Here is a 16,310-nt window from a genome sequence, read left to right as displayed (position 1 = left end):
GTTTCAATCGCTCCTTTTTTACCATTCAAGAGGGCTCTGTGTCCTCTTTTTTATCTTCTTTCATCCGCTGTCTCTGAATTGATTCCTTCTTTGCTTTATCTTGTGTCGATTCATCTTTTCTCTTCTTTTCCTGACCATCGTCATCAGACGATCGATCCTTTCGATCATTCGTAGAAGCCGGCTGATCTTCCGTGTCAGTAGAGGTAAGTTTCACCTTGACCTTTGATCTCGTTAATGCCCACGTCACGTTTTGAGGACCATTCACTTGCACTTTGACCTCATGTGTTCCTTCGTTCAAGTCCCCCGCATTGATATAGGCTTCAATATCTGAAGCCTTTAGTTTATCAATCGCACTCTTTGATCCCTTTGCTGTTAACGTGAGCCGCCCAGAAGACGGGCTCACAAAATCAGAGGTGAGATCCTTGCTCAGACCCACGACAGAGATTGGTACATTATCGATCTTTTTTTCTTCAGCTGTTGCAACCTTCACTTTGATCTTAACGGTTTCAGGCGACACCTTTTTCACACCATCTGGCAGGGGAATGTCGGCATCAATCTCCGTATCATCTTTGATTTTGCTTAGGTCCAGCTTAACGCCATCAATAAAATCAAGTGCATCTAGCACCTTTTGAGAGCCGTACACTGTGACCTCACTCGGACTTGTCTCAATGCTTGAAATACTGATCCCATCCGGTAAGCTGCCCGTCCGCTCAATTTTAAACGGGACCTTCTTGCTTGGACTCGTGATTGGGACCGTAATATCCACTACTGACGGACTCACTTCGACTGGCAGCTCGTTCCCGCTGCTGTCATACACAGTGAGCTTCGCTTCTTTTTCAATCTGTTGATCGACATCCTCTAAGTTCACAAATGCTTTAATGACAGAAATTTTGTCGATTACATCCTTTGAGCCAGTGACAGTCACCTTTTTCGGATTCACAATGGGCTGTTCGGGTGAATAGCCGTCTTTGATTTTATTTTGATTATAAAATTCTGTTTCAACAGGAAATTCAGCTGTCGTTTTTTCTTGTATCGTCACAGTCGTCACAGACGGATTAATTGATAATGTGATTCCCTTTGATACATCTCTTGCCTTCAGCTCCACTTTATGTGTGCCTGTCGTTAAGTTTTGCATATCTGCATAAATTTCAAAATTCTTTGTTTGTCTTGCTGTTTTCACAGCACTTGTTGATCCCTTAATCGTGACATTGACTGTCTGCGGTACACCAGTGACGACGTACTTCTCGTCATCATAATACGCTTTAACAGGAATGTCGGTTAAGGTTGCTTCATCTGTCGTCGATGTTGGGAAAAAGGATTCACCGATTTTTTTCGGCGTGGGCGCTTGCGCTGAATTGACTGCACCATACAGCAATAAAGCGAAGACCAATGCAAGAAACTTTACGGCCCAGCGATTATTCAAAATCTTATCCATTTTTCTTGCCCCTCCAATACCATTTGGTCGAGGAAGCATCTTTGCTGTTCTTACTAAATTCAGCAATCAGCATTTCTTCAAGCGCTTCTTCAGTCAATTCTCGATGGAGATCACCATTTCTTGCGACACTTATGCCGCCTGTCTCCTCAGAGACGATGACGGTTAAGCTGTCTGTCACTTCACTAATACCAACTGCCGCCCGGTGGCGCGTTCCGAGTTCCTTAGAGATAAAAGGACTTTCTGACAGCGGTAAATAACAAGCTGCAGCTGCAATCTCATCACTCTTCATAATGACAGCACCGTCATGAAGCGGGGTATTCGGAATGAAAATATTAATCAGCAGCTCAGAACTCACCTTTGCATTCAAAGGAATTCCTGTCTCTATGTAATCATTCATCCCAGTATCGCGCTCAATTGTCAGCAGCGCTCCTATTCTGCGTTTTGCCATATAGTTAATTGCTTTTGTAATTGCCTCGATCGTTTTCTGCTGCTGTTCCTCTACAGGTGTCCCGCTTCTTGAGAAGAAACGGCCGCGCCCGAGCTGCTCAAGCGCTCTCCTTAGCTCTGGCTGAAAAATAATAATGATCGCAAGGAAACCCCACGTAATCGCTTGGTCCATCAGCCATTGAAGTGTGTTAAGACCGAGATACGCACTTCCCATCCTGACGAGAACAATGACCACAATTCCCTTTAAAAGCTGAACCGCTTTTGTTCCGCGGATGACCATCATTAATTTATATATCACATACCAAACAACGAGTATATCAACAGCATTACCGAGGTACTGCAAAAAAGGAATATCCCCTAAAGCCATTTCCTCGTCCTCCAGAATTTTCAAGTTTCTTCGTGTGATGCATTTTTTTATAAAAAAAGCCTATGTGTAAATACATAGCGAGGCTATTATACCACATTTTATTTCAGCAAGGAAAATAGTTGCCATATATAGCTGGCTGTCTAGTATGCGTGAATCTGAGCAATGATATAGAAAAAGAGCAGCCCCTAAGAGACTGCTCCATGCTGTTTGATTTACTTTTACTCCTCTGGCCCAATGACCCGCATCACGTTTTGTGCTGTGGATTTCATTTTGTACCAGATCCAATCAAACACTTCATTAATTTCATTGATTTGACCAGTGACTTGTCCGGCAGAAGCAGTCAGCTGTTCCCCATTGACGACTGTGACATTTCCATCAACCTTGCCTTCTACAATCAGCTTGCCATTTTTGACAGTGACATCACCTTTGACGGTTTCCCCTTTAGGTACGGTCACTGTATCATTTTCAACCACGAGATTCGGCTGCTTTGACACACTGAAATTATGATCAGTATTCCAGCTTGTAAACAGACTGCCTCCCATCAAAATGAGAAAGAGGGCAGCGGCTACGATCAGCGGGTGAGCTTTGATCCATCTTTGAACCGAGACACGCTTTTTCTCCTTTGGAAGACCTGCCATCACCTTTGCAGTGAAATCAGAAGGTGCTTCTATATGAGATGTACTCTGCACTAGCGCAATGGATTTCTCAATTTGTTGAAAATGAGTACGGCACTCCTCACACGATTGCAGATGGCTTTTTAATTCTTTTTCGTCTTGGGGCTCAATGTCCCCGTCTAAATACTGATGCATAAGCAGGACGATTTTTTCCTGACAGCTCATCAAAATCACCTCACTCAAAGGTCTCTCAACTGTTTCCGGAGAGCCTCTCTACCCCTGTGTATTCTCGTTTTCACTGTACCAACTGGTATATTCAGAATCTCACTAATTTCTTTTAACGAGAGTTCATCAATATACTTTAATACGATGACTGAACGATATTTATCGGGTAATCTTAGAATTTTTTGCTGAATGGTACTCGATAACTCAAGAGACACCACCTCATCCTCTGGCAAAATGCCATCAGCAGCAATTTGAGAATACATATTCAGTCCTTCTGTTCCTGCCACCTCTGCATCTAAATAATAATCCGGCTTTTTTTTGCGAATACGGTCGATGGTCAGGTTGGTTGCAATGCGGTACAGCCACGTGGAAAACTTACGATTCACATCAAAGCTCTCAATATTCACATAGGCACGAATAAACGCCTCCTGCGCAATATCCTCTGCTTCGTGTGCATTCCCAAGCATACGGTAGCACAGCTGATAAATTTTGTCTTTATACAGGTCTACGATGTCTGTAAATGCGTTCTGGTCGCCTTTTTTCACTTGCTTAATTCTCTTTTTGATCATTGTGTCCATAGTATATTCAACCTCTGCCTTCACCGGTCTTTATGTATACGAACCTCTTTCCAAAAGGTTTCATTCTCCTCTAAAAAATAGTGTAACAAATTTTTGACAGCGTGTTACGCTTATTAGCCAGTAAAAACCTTAATATATCCTTAAATTTCCCCAAAATAAAAAAAACGGGAACAAGTCCCGCTCTACAATAACTTTTCACCCATTAAAGAACCAATTAAAGCAACAGCCGCTTCTGCTGTTTTATTTTTCTCATCTAATACTGGATTTACCTCCACAAATTCGGCTGAAGTTAAAATACCTGCTTCCTCTAAAAGCTCCATTGCAAGGTGACTCTCACGATAACTAATGCCGCCTGCCACAGGAGTTCCTACACCCGGGCATTCCGCTGGATCTAGCCCATCTAAATCAAGTGATAGGTGGACACCATCTGTTCTTTCCTTTAAATACAAAATTGCTTCCTCCATCACCCTTGTCATCCCTAAACGATCAATTTCATGCATCGTATACACCTTCATACCTTTTTCTCTAATCAACTGCCGCTCTCCTTCATCTAAGGAACGAGCACCAATTAATACGACATTTTCGGGTTTCAATTTAGGAGAATAACCACCAATGTTCGTTAAATCAGCATGCCCAAGGCCAAGACTGACAGCAAGCGGCATGCCATGAATATTTCCAGAAGGAGAAGTTTCCTCCGTATTTAAATCACCGTGTGCATCATACCAAATGACACCCAAGTTTTCATAATGCTTAGCTACACCGGCAAGTGTGCCAATCGCAATGCTGTGATCACCGCCTAAAATCAATGGAAACGAACCTGACTGCACAATACTGTCAACCTTTTCAGCAAGCAGCTGATTGGCACCAGCATTCTCCGTTAGATTTTTTAATTTTTCACTTGTATGTAAACCTTTCTCATCGTCCCTTTGCTCGACTGGAATATCCCCGAGATCCTCCACATCAAATGAGAGCGATTCCAATTTTTCTTTTACGCCAGCACATCGAATCGCACTCGGCCCCATATCGACGCCCCTTCTCGTTTGACCCAAGTCCATCGGAACCCCGACAATCGTGACCCTCTTTTGATCTCCCATATGTACATCCCCTTTCTGTTCATGCCTATATTTTACTTTCTCGATGCCTCCTGACTCAACTCGACAACATTTTGAATAGTTATACATTCCCTCTGCTAACATAAAAAAAAGACACCTTTTTCAAAAAGGTGTCTTAACTGGGCTAGCTGGATTCGAACCAACGCATGACGGAGTCAAAGTCCGTTGCCTTACCGCTTGGCTATAGCCCAAAAATGGTGGAGGGGGGCGGATTCGAACCGCCGAACCCGGAGGGAGCGGATTTACAGTCCGCCGCGTTTAGCCACTTCGCTACCCCTCCACATATGGAATTGATAAAGAAAAAACAGTGCCGGCAAGAGGACTTGAACCCCCAACCTACTGATTACAAGTCAGTTGCTCTACCAGTTGAGCTACACCGGCATATGGTGGAGGATGACGGGCTCGAACCGCCGACCCTCTGCTTGTAAGGCAGATGCTCTCCCAGCTGAGCTAATCCTCCACATCATGGTGACCCGTACGGGATTCGAACCCGTGTTACCGCCGTGAAAGGGCGGTGTCTTAACCGCTTGACCAACGGGCCAGTTTGTCAAGTTTACTGTTTCCGTGAAGCTGACAAAAGTTATTATATACAGGTTGTCCCCCTTTTGTAAAGGGGAATTTTATTTTTTTTATTTTCTAATAATTAACCACCTTGCAGCACGACATTTTACTTGAAATATAATTTCAGTATTTAAATATAATGTTGAAATTTCATATCATACTCAATATACTGAAAATGAAGAAATAAGGAGGTATGTCACATGCAGCCATCTCAACTGCGTTCTTTGACAACAGAATCAAGAAACCCTAACACAATGGGAATTTCACAAGCAGATCCGCTCGAAATGCTCCAAATGATCAATGAAGAAGATATGAAAGTCGCTCAAGCGGTCAATCGTGTACTTCCACATGTGAAAACAGCAAGTGACTTCGCCTATGAATCCATCTCGAATGGAGGCAGACTCATTTATTTAGGCGCTGGAACAAGCGGCAGAATTGGCGTGATGGACGCTGTTGAATGTCCACCAACCTATAGCGTCTCACCTGATGTCATTGTAGGCATCATGGCAGGTGGGGACTCCGCGTTTTCACACGCTGCCGAAGATGTGGAAGACAGTGAAGAAGCCGGTAAACAGGATTTAGTACACATCCACCTCACGTCAACAGATACTGTCGTCGGCATTGCCGCTAGCGGTAGGACGCCCTATATCATCGGTGCTTTAAACTACGCAAGATCCATCGGAGCAAAAACAGTAGCCCTCAGCTGCAATGAACAAGCAGAAATTAGCGAGCTGGCAGACTGCGCCATTGAAGTCGTCGTTGGACCTGAAGCCATCACCGGGTCAACACGAATGAAAGCCGCATCCGCTCATAAAATGATTTTAAATATGCTTTCCACCTCTGTCATGATCAGACAAGGCAAAGTATATGAAAACCTGATGGTTGATGTAAAAGTCAGCAATCATAAATTAAAAGAACGCGCCATCACCATCATTCAACATGTGACAAACGCTTCCTACGAACAAGCCGTGAAAACACTTGAATCGGCAGATTTAGAAGTCAAAACCGCCATCGTCATGCTCCAAACAAACACAGACAAGAAAACAGCCAAGAATTTACTCAACAAAGCGAATGGTCATATCGACAAAGCCATCTCACATCATCAATCCTAAAGGAGGCAGAGCTCATGTCAGCAGGTGGACTCTCCCTAATACACACAATGAAAGCAAAGCTCCCCCAATCTGAAAAAATCATTGCAGACTATATCCTTGCCCATCCTGACAAAGTCATTAAGAGCACAGTACACGAGATCAGTCAGGCAGCCGGTGCAAGCAGCTCTGCAGTCATCCGCCTTTGTAAATCTCTCGGACTAGATGGCTATCACGATTTAAAAATGCGGATTGCTGGAGACTTAATGCATGACGATAAACAAGGCTACCGAGATATCGAACAAGATGAACCACTTCAATCCATTATTCAAAAAACAGCAGGAAACTCGATTCAATCGATTAAGGATACTGCCTCTATTTTAAATGCAGATACTTTAGAAAAGGCCGTTCAATTGCTGCTACATGCAAATCAAATCCATTTTATCGGTGTTGGTGCATCTGGCATCGTCGCAGCTGACGCACAGCAGAAATTTCTCAGAATCAATTATGCAGCCACAGCCTTCACTGACATGCATATCGCATCCACCGTCATCGCAAATGCAGGAAAGAACGACATTGTTTTCGGTATATCCTTTTCTGGAGAAACGTTAGACATCATTCAAGCCCTTCAGCTCGCAAAAGAAAATCAAGTGAAAACCATTGCCTTAACGCATCCAGGTCATACAAGCGTTTCTGCTTTATGTGACGTTCACCTATCGACGTCCGGTTCCAATGAAGCACCTTTTCGCAGTGCTGCCACTTCCTCTAGAATGGCACAGCTCTACTTAATTGATGTCTTGTTCCTCAGTTTAGCTTCCCGTCAATATGAAGAGACAGCGCAGTATATTGACAAGACAAGGCATGCCATCCGCTCCATGAAACGAAAACCAAAGGGGGATTCAACATGAGTCATCAAAAGAAATATCAGCAGTTAGCGAAAGATATTCTTTCGCTCTGTGGTGGTTCTGAAAATATCTCTTCCCATACACATTGTATGACACGTCTCCGAATTACACCGATCGATGATGAAAAAGTTCAAATCACAGCGATCAAAGAACTTGATGGCGTCATTGGCGTCGTCGAGGCGGAAACGCTTCAAATCATTTTAGGCACTGGCGTTGTCAACCAAGTATCAAGTGCGTTTGAACAGCTGCTAAAAGCCTCTGGTTCATTTGACTTGAACAACGAAGCACAAAAAAACAAGCAAGCCATTTCACAAAAGAACCGCACACCGTTCAAGCTGTTCTTACGACGGATTGCCAGCATTTTTATCCCTATCATTCCAGCACTGGTTGCGTCAGGCCTCATTACTGGTATTACAAAAGCAATCGTGCAAGCGGGCTGGCTTGATGAAAAATCTCAAGCTGCGATCATTTTAACCGTTATTGGTTCAGGCTTGTTCGCTTATCTTGGGATATTAGTCGGAACAAATGCCGCAAAGGAATTTGGAGGCTCTCCCGCATTAGGCGCTTTAGCTGGTATCCTCATTATTAACCCAGCCTCCGCAGATATTATGTTATTTGGCACAAATATTCTACCAGGCAGAGGCGGACTCATCGGTGTTCTTCTTGCCGCCATCTTTATGGCCTTTGTTGAGACCCGAATTAGACGCTTCGTCCCGCAGTCACTCGATATCATCGTCACACCAACCATCACATTACTCATTACTGGAATTTTTACGTACATCGTCTTCATGCCAGTCGGCGGATTTATATCTGATGCCATCACCTCAGGACTCACTTATCTATTAAACATGGGCGGTATTTTCGCCGGATTTGTTCTTGGTGCGACCTTCCTTCCACTTGTAGTAACAGGACTTCACCAAGGACTGACACCTATTCATATGGAACTCATCAATTCAATTGGAGATGACCCGCTTCTGCCAATTCTAGCTATGGGAGGCGCAGGACAGGTCGGTGCGGCATTTGCCATTTATATGAAAACAAAAAAGAAAAAGCTCAAAAGAGCCATTGCAGGTGGACTTCCTTCAGGAATGCTTGGTATTGGTGAACCACTCATTTTCGGTGTCACACTACCACTAGGAAGACCATTTCTCACTGCTTGTCTCGGTGCTGGAATCGGCGGAGCATTTCAAGCCTACTTCCAAATCGCCACTAAAGCAATTGGGGTATCAGGTCTTCCATTAACCTTTATCGTTCACGCGCATCAAATGCTTCTTTACTTAATTGGACTATTCATTGCATATGTCGCTGGATTTATCTTCACATACTTATTTGGCTTTCATGATGATATGGCTGTTGAATTCGAGGGAACCAATCAATAAGGAGGTCTAGCTCTTGAAGAAATGTTTTCTTTTGATGACATGTCTGTTCATGCTCCTTGGGCTACCAGTACAAACATTTGCAACCAGCTCCCATCCTGTATCGTCTTTGTCTAAAACAGCACCTGAAGAATATCCCGTCTTAAAAAAAGCAAAACGACCAGAACAAGTAGGTTTTTCTTCCAGGCAGCTTAGGAAGGTTGATCAAATGATTCAAAACGATATCAAAGCAGGATTTCCAGGAGCCGCGCTCATCATCATCAAGGATGGTAAGATCGTCCATCAAAAAGCCTATGGCTACAGGCAAAAATACGAAGGGTCTAACGAACTCAAATCGTATAAGAAAATGAAAAAGAACACGCTGTTCGACCTGGCATCCAATACAAAAATGTACGCCACCAACTATGCCCTGCAAAAGCTTGTATACGAACAAAAACTAGATGTGAATGAAAAAATACAATCCATCCTGCCAGACTTTCAAGATGAACCAGATGCAAAGGTCACCGGCAAAGATCAGCTTCGGGTAAAAGATCTCCTCACACATTCTGCCGGTCTCCCATCCAGTGTCTTATTTTATAGCAAAGAAGCAGCTGGCTCTTTTTTCTCTCAAGATAGACAAACAACCATGAAATGGCTGCCTAAGGTGCCTCTACAATACGAGCCAGGTACCCAGCATATTTATAGTGATATTGATTACATGCTTTTAGGTATGATCATCGAGAAAAAAACAGGAATCCCTCTTGATCAATATGTAGAGTCTACGATCTATCGGCCGCTAGGTCTCAAGCATACAATGTTCAATCCGCTGCAAAAAGGATTCAAGCCCAAGCATTTTGCAGCAACTGAACGTTTAGGCAATACGCGAGATGGTGTGATCGATTTTGAAAACATTCGACGATACACCCTGCTAGGAGAAGTACACGATGAGAAAGCATATTACTCAATGGCTGGTGTCTCCGGCCATGCTGGACTTTTCTCTAACACCTCAGATATGGCGGTGCTGCTCCAGCTGATGCTCAACAAAGGAGGCTATGGGAAAACAACCATCTTTGACCAAGCTTCTATCGATCTCTTTACAACATCCTCAGACACGAACCCAACTTACGGGCTAGGCTGGCGGAAAAACGGCAATACTGACATGGAATGGATGTTTGGAAAATATGCAAGTAACGAAGCCTATGGACATACAGGCTGGACCGGAACGATGACGTTGATTGATCCAAAACACAATCTAGGTATCGCTTTGCTGACGAATAAGAAACATTCACCTGTCGTTTCACCTGAAACCAACCCTAATCAATTCGAAGGTGATCTTTTCCCAACTGGTACTTATGGAAGCATCATGACCGCAATCTACGAATCTTTTAAGTAAAAGGAGGAATTCGATGTTAAAATCTCTCTTCCCCGCTGCTCTGGTTTTTGCCCTGCTAACCTCTTCCATTCCAACGGAAAAGATTAGCTCTGCCTCTCTTCCAACCGCAAAACAAATGGTGGAAGACATGTCACTGGATGAAAAGATTGGCCAAATGCTCATGCCAGACTTTCGCAATTGGCAAACAAAAGGTGAATCCGCGCCTACAGGCTTAACAAAGATGAATCAAGAAGTATCCCATCTTGTAGAGAAATATCATCTAGGCGGTGTCATCTTATTTGCAGAGAATGTCGTTGATACGAAACAAACCGTCAAACTCACTCATGAATTTCAAAAAGCATCGCCAAATATTCCTTTACTCATTTCAATTGATCAAGAAGGCGGAATCGTCACAAGACTACAAAAGGGAACACATTTCCCAGGAAATATGTCGATTGGTGCCTCTAGAAGCAAGAAAAATGCATACGACACAGGAAAAATCATCGGAAAGGAATTAAACGCCTTAGGTATCAATACAAACTTCTCTCCTGTTCTTGATGTGAATAATAACCCAAACAACCCCGTCATAGGTGTCCGTTCCTTTAGCTCTGACCCTGCACTTGTCACTAGACTTGGCCTTCAAACCATGAAAGGACTTCAAAAGGAAAAGACCATTTCCACACTAAAGCATTTCCCGGGACATGGTGATACAGCCGTCGATAGTCACTACGGCTTGCCGCTCGTAGAACATGACCTAGATCGTTTAAAAAAGATTGAGCTGTATCCATTTCAACAAGCAATCAACGCAGGTGCGGATATGGTTATGACCGCTCATGTTCAATTTCCTGCCATTGATGACACGACCTATCAAAGTAAAAAAGATGGCGAGGACATCATGGTTCCAGCTACCTTATCTAAAAAAGTGATCACACACTTATTAAAAGAAGAGATGGGCTTTCAAGGAGTTGTTGTGACTGATGCTCTAAATATGAAGGCGATTGCAGATAACTTCGGACAGGAAGAAGCCGTGGTCATGGCCATTAGAGCAGGAGTCGACATTGCCCTCATGCCAGCGCCTGTCACATCTCTAAAAACCGAGAAAAACCTAGAAAATGTGTTTAATGCTTTAAAACGAGCCGTTCTATCAAACGAAATTCCGCTGTCTCAGATCAACCAATCTGTCGAAAAAATCCTTCAATTGAAGATCAAGCGCGGCATCATTTCCACTAAAAAGCCAGTAAGTCTTGAGAAAAAAATCAAAAAAGCCACTCAACTCGTTGGTAAAAAGTCGCACCGGAAAGCTGAACAAAAAATGGCCCGTGAAGGAATCACTTTACTTAAAAACAACGACAAGACCTTACCTTTTCAACCTAAAAAGAATGACCGAATCTTGCTCATGGCACCCTATGAAGATCAAACAAAAGCAATGTCTGTCACGATTGAATCTCTGATCAAACAAAAAAAGATCAAGCCTGTACGTACCCAATCATACGCTTTTGCAGATAAGACCTTCTCCAAAGAAACAGCCAAACTGATTCAAGATGCTGACTATGTCATTACCGGCTCTTACGTTGTCCAAAATGACCCAGCTGTGAATGATGGCGTGATTGATGACAATGTACAGGACCCGAAGAAATGGGCAACCGCCTTCCCTCGTGCTGTCATGAAAGAAGCAAAATCACAAAACAAAAAAATGGTCATCATGAGTCTTAGAAACCCATATGATGCTGCTAATTTCGAGGAAGCCGATGCCTTACTGGCTGTTTACGGTTTTAAAGGCTATGCAAACGGACAATTCAACCAACCGAATATTCCTGCTGGACTAGAAGTGATATTTGGAGCGGCATCACCTAAAGGGAAATTGCCAGTCGCTATCCCATCTGTCACTCATCCGAATCAAACCCTTTACCCATTTGGCTATGGGCTCAACTTGAAAGGGAAACAGATCAAATAGGAGGGATTCTCTTGAAAAAGACAGGAAGCTTGATACTCGCGAGCATTCTCATGATGAGCACATTGACCGCCGCCTCCCCCCCAGATCAAGGACGAACAGACACAAAAGGAAAAAAAGCAGCAGTCAAAACAGGCATCGAAACATTACTCTCAAGTAATCTCTCATGGCTAAAAGAGAAAAAGGTAGGGCTTATTACGAATCCTACCGGCATTGATGCAAACATGAAAAGCAGTGTCGATCTCCTATTTGAACATCCAAATATCAAGCTCACTGCTCTATATGGACCTGAACACGGCGTGCGCGGCGATGCACAAGCAGGAGAAGGCGTCGAATCCTATACCGATAAAAAAACAGGCCTGCCTGTTTACTCTCTCTATGGAAAAACAAGAAAACCAACTCCTGATATGCTCAAAAATGTAGATGTGCTGCTATTTGATATTCAAGACGTTGGCGCTCGATATTACACCTATATTTACACGATGGCCTACGCGATGGAAGCCGCTAAGGAAAACAATATCCCATTTGTTGTCCTAGACCGTCCAAATCCCATAGGCGGGCTAAAAGTAGAAGGACCTGTATTAGAACCCGAACACTCCTCATTTGTGGGTCTTTATCCAATACCATTAAGACATGGAATGACCACTGGGGAGCTCGCAAATATGTTTAACAAAGAGTTTCATATCAATGCTGATGTAACAGTCATCAAAATGAAAAATTGGAAGCGATCTATGACGTTCGATGACACGAAGCTGCCGTTCGTCCTTCCTTCACCTAACATGCCGACAGTTGATAGTACCTTTGTATATCCAGCCACAGGATTAATTGAAGGCACAAACGTCTCGGAAGGCAGAGGAACGACAAAACCGTTTGAGCTCATTGGCGCTCCATATATCAATAGCAACGAGCTAGCGGATCATTTAAATCAGCTAAAGCTAAAAGGCGTTCAATTTAGACCCGTTTCATTCACCCCTACCTTTTCAAAACATGCCGGGACTCTTTCTCACGGTGTGCAGCTATATGTCACAAACCGCTCTTCATTTGAAGCTGTGAAAACGGGGTTATCCATCATCAAAGCGATCCATGATTTGTATCCTAATGACTTTCAGTTCCTTCAAACAGGCAGCTTTGATAAACTGATCGGGAATGGTTGGGTCAAAGAGGAAATCAATAAAGGCACTTCAGTCAAACACATCATGAAACGCTATCATCATGATCTCAAAACGTTCGAAAAGAAACGGAAAAAATATCTCATCTATTAACTCGCAAAAAACCTCCATACTTTGAGATGGAGGTTTTTTCATGATAAAGATTTAGTCATAGCAGGTGTTTTCAGCTCAAAACGATTGAGTAAAAAACCAAACAAGGCAGCAAGCACTTGCTGAAACAGCATGCCAATCACAACAGGGACAGCGACAGCAGGCGGGAAAAAGCTAGTGGCAAGTACAGCTCCCGCACTAATATTTCGCATGCCACCTGTATACACAATGGCCACAATCTCCCCTTGAGTACATTTCATCGCCTTTCCAATCAACCATGCAAAGACATATCCACTCATCGCAATGAGAAACACAATCGCTGCTTTACTAAAAATGGCGGCATCCAGTTCACGCAAGTATGGAGCGACAACAGAGCTGTTAATCGAGACCACAACAAACAAGCCTATTTTTGAAAAAGGTGATAGGGTCTGGCTGATCGTTTTCGTCACCGCTGGCTTTGCAAACTGATGAACGAGCATTCCTAAAATAGATGGAAGCACCACCATACCAAACAACCCTTTCATGATGGCCACAATATCCATATGAACCTGTGTACCGACGAAGAGTGACAGGCTGGCTGGCACGATAATTGGCGAAAGCAGTGTATCAATTAAAATGATGGATAAGGTTAACCCAACATTTCCTTTATACATCGCCGCCCATATTAAACTAGAAACACCTGTCGGAATCACCATCGCAAGTGTCAAGCCGGTGATCGTCATGGAATCACCCGCAAATATCAAATGCCCCGCTGACCAAGCATAAAGGGGCATCAATACATGCAAAATCATAAACGATAAAATCAAAGGCAATGGGTGCATCACCGTATGCTTTAAAGCTGAAAAAGAAGCAGACAAACTCCCTGCAAATGTCATAACGGCAAATACCCATGGCACCAAAAACGCAAAATCCTTTAAATAGGCCGCCAATAATACACCAATTAACACACTAATAGGCGTAATGAGCGGCATCATCCGGCCGAGCACTTGGTTCAAACGCATAAGCATGCCGGCCACCCCCATCCTTCACTTTCTTCTCTTTTCTATTGTAACAAACAGAAAGACCTTTTTAAGAACCCATCACCTGCTTCACAAGCTTTTGACTAGATGTATCCATTCCAACTACGTCTACTTGCACACCAGCTGCTCGATATTTTTCCTTCACACGTTCAATTGCTGCCACGCCTGATTCATCCCATATACGCGCTTCAGACAAATCAATCACAACGGATTGAAGATCTTTCCCCTGATGGAATGCTGAAATCAAGTCAGTGACTGAAGCAAAGAAAATTTGCCCCTTAATTCGGTAAACCCAAGTACCTGCTTGGCTTTCTGTAGAGGTAATATGAAGCTTTGATATTTTAGCCACAAAGAAAACCGCACTAAGCAGCACACCTGCAAAAACACCCTTTGATAAATCATGAGTCAACACCACAGTCACGACCGTGACAAGCATCACAATAGAATCTGTTTTCGGGTTCTTTTTTAGCTGCTGGAATGAACTCCAATCAAAGGTACCAATCGAAACCATGATCATCACAGCCACAAGAGCAGCCATCGGAATTTGAACCACCACATCACCCAATACAAAAATCAGCACCATTAAAAATGCACCTGCTACAAAGGTAGAAAGCCGGCCTCTTCCGCCAGCCTTTGTATTAATCACAGATTGACCAATCATCGCACACCCAGCCATACCTCCAAAGAATCCCGCAACCACATTGGCGATTCCTTGGCCTCTCGCTTCTTTGTTTTTACGACTAGACGTCTCCGTCATATCATCTACAATCTGTGCTGTTAAAAGAGATTCAAGTAAACCAACCATCGCAAGTGCTAAAGAATAAGGAAAAATGATAGCAAGTGTCTCCCAGCTAAACGGCACATTTGGGATAAGAAAAGCAGGCAAAGAACTAGGAAGCTCTCCCATATCTCCGACCGTTCTGACATCAATATGCCCAAATACAGCAATCATCGTTATCACAATAATCGCAATGAGTGGAGAAGGGATTACTTTTGTGATCATCGGCAATACATAAATGATCAGCAAAGCACCACCTGTCATCATAAACATAGCCATTGATTCTCCAACGAAATGTGGAAGCTGAGCCATGAAGATCATAATCGCCAATGCATTCACAAAACCTACCATCACGGACCTAGGAATAAATTTCATCAATCGAGAAACACGGCACAACCCAAATACAATTTGAATCAGACCTGTTAAAATCGTAGCTGCAAACAAATACTGCAATCCATGGTCTGCAATCAAGTTAACCATGACCAGGGCCATTGCACCTGTAGCAGCTGAAATCATGCCTGGCCGTCCACCAACAAACGAAATCACAATCGCAATACAAAACGAAGCATACAATCCGATCTTCGGATCAACGCCCGCAATAATCGAAAACGCAATGGCCTCAGGAATCAAAGCCAGGGCCACTAAAATACCCGCCAATACATCCTGGCGCACATATCCAAACCATTCTTGCTTTACAAATAAATCTTTCAAACCATCTACTCCTTTTTATATACATACCGTACATCGAAATAGAAGAACAACGAAACCTGGAGATAAAGAAAGGAAAAACAAACAACACTTCACTTTCGGGGAAAAAGAGGAACGTACAGAGTCTTTTGTTAGAGAGGCTTTTATCACTTTAGTAAGAATAAAAGAAATCAGCTGAAGAATCAAGAACAAAAAGAGGGGTTATATAGAAAGCTAATACAAAAATATTCCATTCATATCGATCCATTCATTTTTCTATTTACATCAGTCTACTCGTAATCGAGCGAGTTCAATTTAATTTAAAACAAACAAAAAAAGCCTTCTCATCATCGAGAAACCTTAAGATTTACCATTATTATTAGAGGAAAGCTTCCAAGCGGGCTCGAACCGCTGACCTCTTCCTTACCATGGAAGTGCTCTACCTACTGAGCTATGGAAGCATGGCTCCGCAGGTAGGACTCGAACCTACGACCGATCGGTTAACAGCCGATAGCTCTACCACTGAGCTACTGCGGAATGATAAAGTAACTTCTTCC

The 16,310-nt window shown here is 43.2% G+C and carries 13 protein-coding genes and 7 tRNA genes; 6 read left to right on the top strand and 14 right to left on the bottom strand.

The genetic code is table 11. The features are described from left to right. Positions 1-25: 25 nt before the first annotated feature. From ACYH0L_RS01075 to ACYH0L_RS01030, 10 genes are all read right to left on the bottom strand, one after another. Positions 26-1,435, bottom strand: coding sequence for a CdaR family protein (locus ACYH0L_RS01075; protein ID WP_327924656.1), 1,410 nt, complete (start codon positions 1,433-1,435; stop codon positions 26-28). Next, positions 1,428-2,249: a diadenylate cyclase CdaA gene (gene cdaA, locus ACYH0L_RS01070; RefSeq protein WP_099726237.1), complete on the bottom strand. Its 822-nt coding sequence runs from the start codon at positions 2,247-2,249 to the stop codon at positions 1,428-1,430. The genes ACYH0L_RS01075 and cdaA overlap by 8 nt, the downstream gene beginning before the upstream one ends. Positions 2,250-2,467: 218 nt before the next feature. Next, positions 2,468-3,088 (bottom strand): anti-sigma-W factor RsiW, encoded by a 621-nt coding sequence (gene rsiW, locus ACYH0L_RS01065; protein WP_099726238.1) that lies wholly within the window; start codon positions 3,086-3,088, stop codon positions 2,468-2,470. Between the two features lie 14 nt (positions 3,089-3,102). Then, a complete protein-coding gene (gene sigW / locus ACYH0L_RS01060) occupies positions 3,103-3,666 on the bottom strand; it encodes an RNA polymerase sigma factor SigW (protein ID WP_034324045.1) in 564 nt (187 codons plus the stop codon). 182 nt (positions 3,667-3,848) lie between these two features. Next, positions 3,849-4,760: an arginase gene (gene rocF / locus ACYH0L_RS01055; RefSeq protein ID WP_327924662.1), complete on the bottom strand. Its 912-nt coding sequence runs from the start codon at positions 4,758-4,760 to the stop codon at positions 3,849-3,851. A 137-nt stretch (positions 4,761-4,897) separates the two neighbouring features. Next, positions 4,898-4,969, bottom strand: a tRNA-Gln gene (locus tag ACYH0L_RS01050). Between the two features lie 4 nt (positions 4,970-4,973). After that, positions 4,974-5,058: transfer RNA gene (locus tag ACYH0L_RS01045), tRNA-Tyr, on the bottom strand. Positions 5,059-5,086: 28 nt separating this feature from the next. Then, positions 5,087-5,159, bottom strand: a tRNA-Thr gene (locus tag ACYH0L_RS01040). 3 nt (positions 5,160-5,162) lie between these two features. Further along, positions 5,163-5,238 (bottom strand) — tRNA-Val (locus tag ACYH0L_RS01035). A gap of 6 nt (positions 5,239-5,244) precedes the next feature. Beyond that, positions 5,245-5,319 (bottom strand) — tRNA-Glu (locus tag ACYH0L_RS01030). A gap of 220 nt (positions 5,320-5,539) precedes the next feature. Between ACYH0L_RS01030 and murQ the strand changes: the two genes are divergently transcribed. From murQ to ACYH0L_RS01000, 6 genes are read left to right on the top strand one after another with little or no spacing between them, the layout of a single operon-like run. Then, the gene (murQ, locus tag ACYH0L_RS01025) at positions 5,540-6,451 is read left to right on the top strand and encodes an N-acetylmuramic acid 6-phosphate etherase (protein ID WP_249704807.1); all 912 of its coding nucleotides are present in this window, start codon (positions 5,540-5,542) and stop codon (positions 6,449-6,451) included. A 14-nt stretch (positions 6,452-6,465) separates the two neighbouring features. After that, on the top strand, positions 6,466-7,335 hold the full coding sequence (locus ACYH0L_RS01020) for a MurR/RpiR family transcriptional regulator (RefSeq protein ID WP_099726241.1): 870 nt from the start codon (positions 6,466-6,468) through the stop codon (positions 7,333-7,335). Continuing rightward, on the top strand, positions 7,332-8,711 hold the full coding sequence (locus ACYH0L_RS01015) for a PTS transporter subunit EIIC (RefSeq protein ID WP_482354262.1): 1,380 nt from the start codon (positions 7,332-7,334) through the stop codon (positions 8,709-8,711). The genes ACYH0L_RS01020 and ACYH0L_RS01015 overlap by 4 nt, the downstream gene beginning before the upstream one ends. Before the next feature lie 13 nt (positions 8,712-8,724). Further along, positions 8,725-10,080 (top strand): penicillin binding protein PBP4B, encoded by a 1,356-nt coding sequence (gene pbp4b, locus ACYH0L_RS01010; protein ID WP_256499226.1) that lies wholly within the window; start codon positions 8,725-8,727, stop codon positions 10,078-10,080. Between the two features lie 13 nt (positions 10,081-10,093). Continuing rightward, entirely contained in the window at positions 10,094-12,013 is a 1,920-nt protein-coding gene (locus ACYH0L_RS01005) for a glycoside hydrolase family 3 protein (RefSeq protein ID WP_482354261.1), read from the top strand. Positions 12,014-12,024: 11 nt separating this feature from the next. Then, a complete protein-coding gene (locus ACYH0L_RS01000; RefSeq protein ID WP_482354260.1) occupies positions 12,025-13,272 on the top strand; it encodes an exo-beta-N-acetylmuramidase NamZ family protein in 1,248 nt (415 codons plus the stop codon). A 38-nt stretch (positions 13,273-13,310) separates the two neighbouring features. On the opposite strand, the gene ACYH0L_RS00995 is transcribed toward ACYH0L_RS01000, so the two are convergent. The 4 genes from ACYH0L_RS00995 to ACYH0L_RS00980 form a co-directional block, all read right to left on the bottom strand. After that, complete coding sequence (locus ACYH0L_RS00995) at positions 13,311-14,276, bottom strand: bile acid:sodium symporter family protein (RefSeq protein ID WP_249704813.1); 966 nt, start codon at positions 14,274-14,276, stop codon at positions 13,311-13,313. A gap of 61 nt (positions 14,277-14,337) precedes the next feature. Further along, entirely contained in the window at positions 14,338-15,777 is a 1,440-nt protein-coding gene (locus ACYH0L_RS00990) for a SulP family inorganic anion transporter (protein WP_249704814.1), read from the bottom strand. 364 nt (positions 15,778-16,141) lie between these two features. After that, positions 16,142-16,214: transfer RNA gene (locus ACYH0L_RS00985), tRNA-Thr, on the bottom strand. A gap of 1 nt (position 16,215) precedes the next feature. After that, positions 16,216-16,290 (bottom strand) — tRNA-Asn (locus tag ACYH0L_RS00980). Positions 16,291-16,310: the final 20 nt, after the last annotated feature.

The sequence above is a fragment of the Bacillus sp. MC1252 genome (assembly GCF_056838025.1).
The sequence above is the reverse complement of the archived record's forward strand: the minus strand, read 5'-3'. Positions and strand labels throughout refer to the sequence as shown.

Excerpts from the sequence above, each read along its gene's own strand:
- rsiW (WP_099726238.1), bottom strand. The coding sequence starts at position 3,088 with ATGAGCTGTCAGGAAAAAATCGTCCTGCTTATGCATCAGTATTTAGAC.
- ACYH0L_RS01075 (WP_327924656.1), bottom strand. The coding sequence starts at position 1,435 with ATGGATAAGATTTTGAATAATCGCTGGGCCGTAAAGTTTCTTGCATTG.
- ACYH0L_RS01020 (WP_099726241.1), top strand. The coding sequence starts at position 6,466 with ATGTCAGCAGGTGGACTCTCCCTAATACACACAATGAAAGCAAAGCTC.
- ACYH0L_RS01005 (WP_482354261.1), top strand. The coding sequence starts at position 10,094 with ATGTTAAAATCTCTCTTCCCCGCTGCTCTGGTTTTTGCCCTGCTAACC.
- sigW (WP_034324045.1), bottom strand. The coding sequence starts at position 3,666 with ATGGACACAATGATCAAAAAGAGAATTAAGCAAGTGAAAAAAGGCGAC.
- murQ (WP_249704807.1), top strand. The coding sequence starts at position 5,540 with ATGCAGCCATCTCAACTGCGTTCTTTGACAACAGAATCAAGAAACCCT.
- ACYH0L_RS01015 (WP_482354262.1), top strand. The coding sequence starts at position 7,332 with ATGAGTCATCAAAAGAAATATCAGCAGTTAGCGAAAGATATTCTTTCG.
- ACYH0L_RS00995 (WP_249704813.1), bottom strand. The coding sequence starts at position 14,276 with ATGCTTATGCGTTTGAACCAAGTGCTCGGCCGGATGATGCCGCTCATT.
- rocF (WP_327924662.1), bottom strand. The coding sequence starts at position 4,760 with ATGGGAGATCAAAAGAGGGTCACGATTGTCGGGGTTCCGATGGACTTG.
- cdaA (WP_099726237.1), bottom strand. The coding sequence starts at position 2,249 with ATGGCTTTAGGGGATATTCCTTTTTTGCAGTACCTCGGTAATGCTGTT.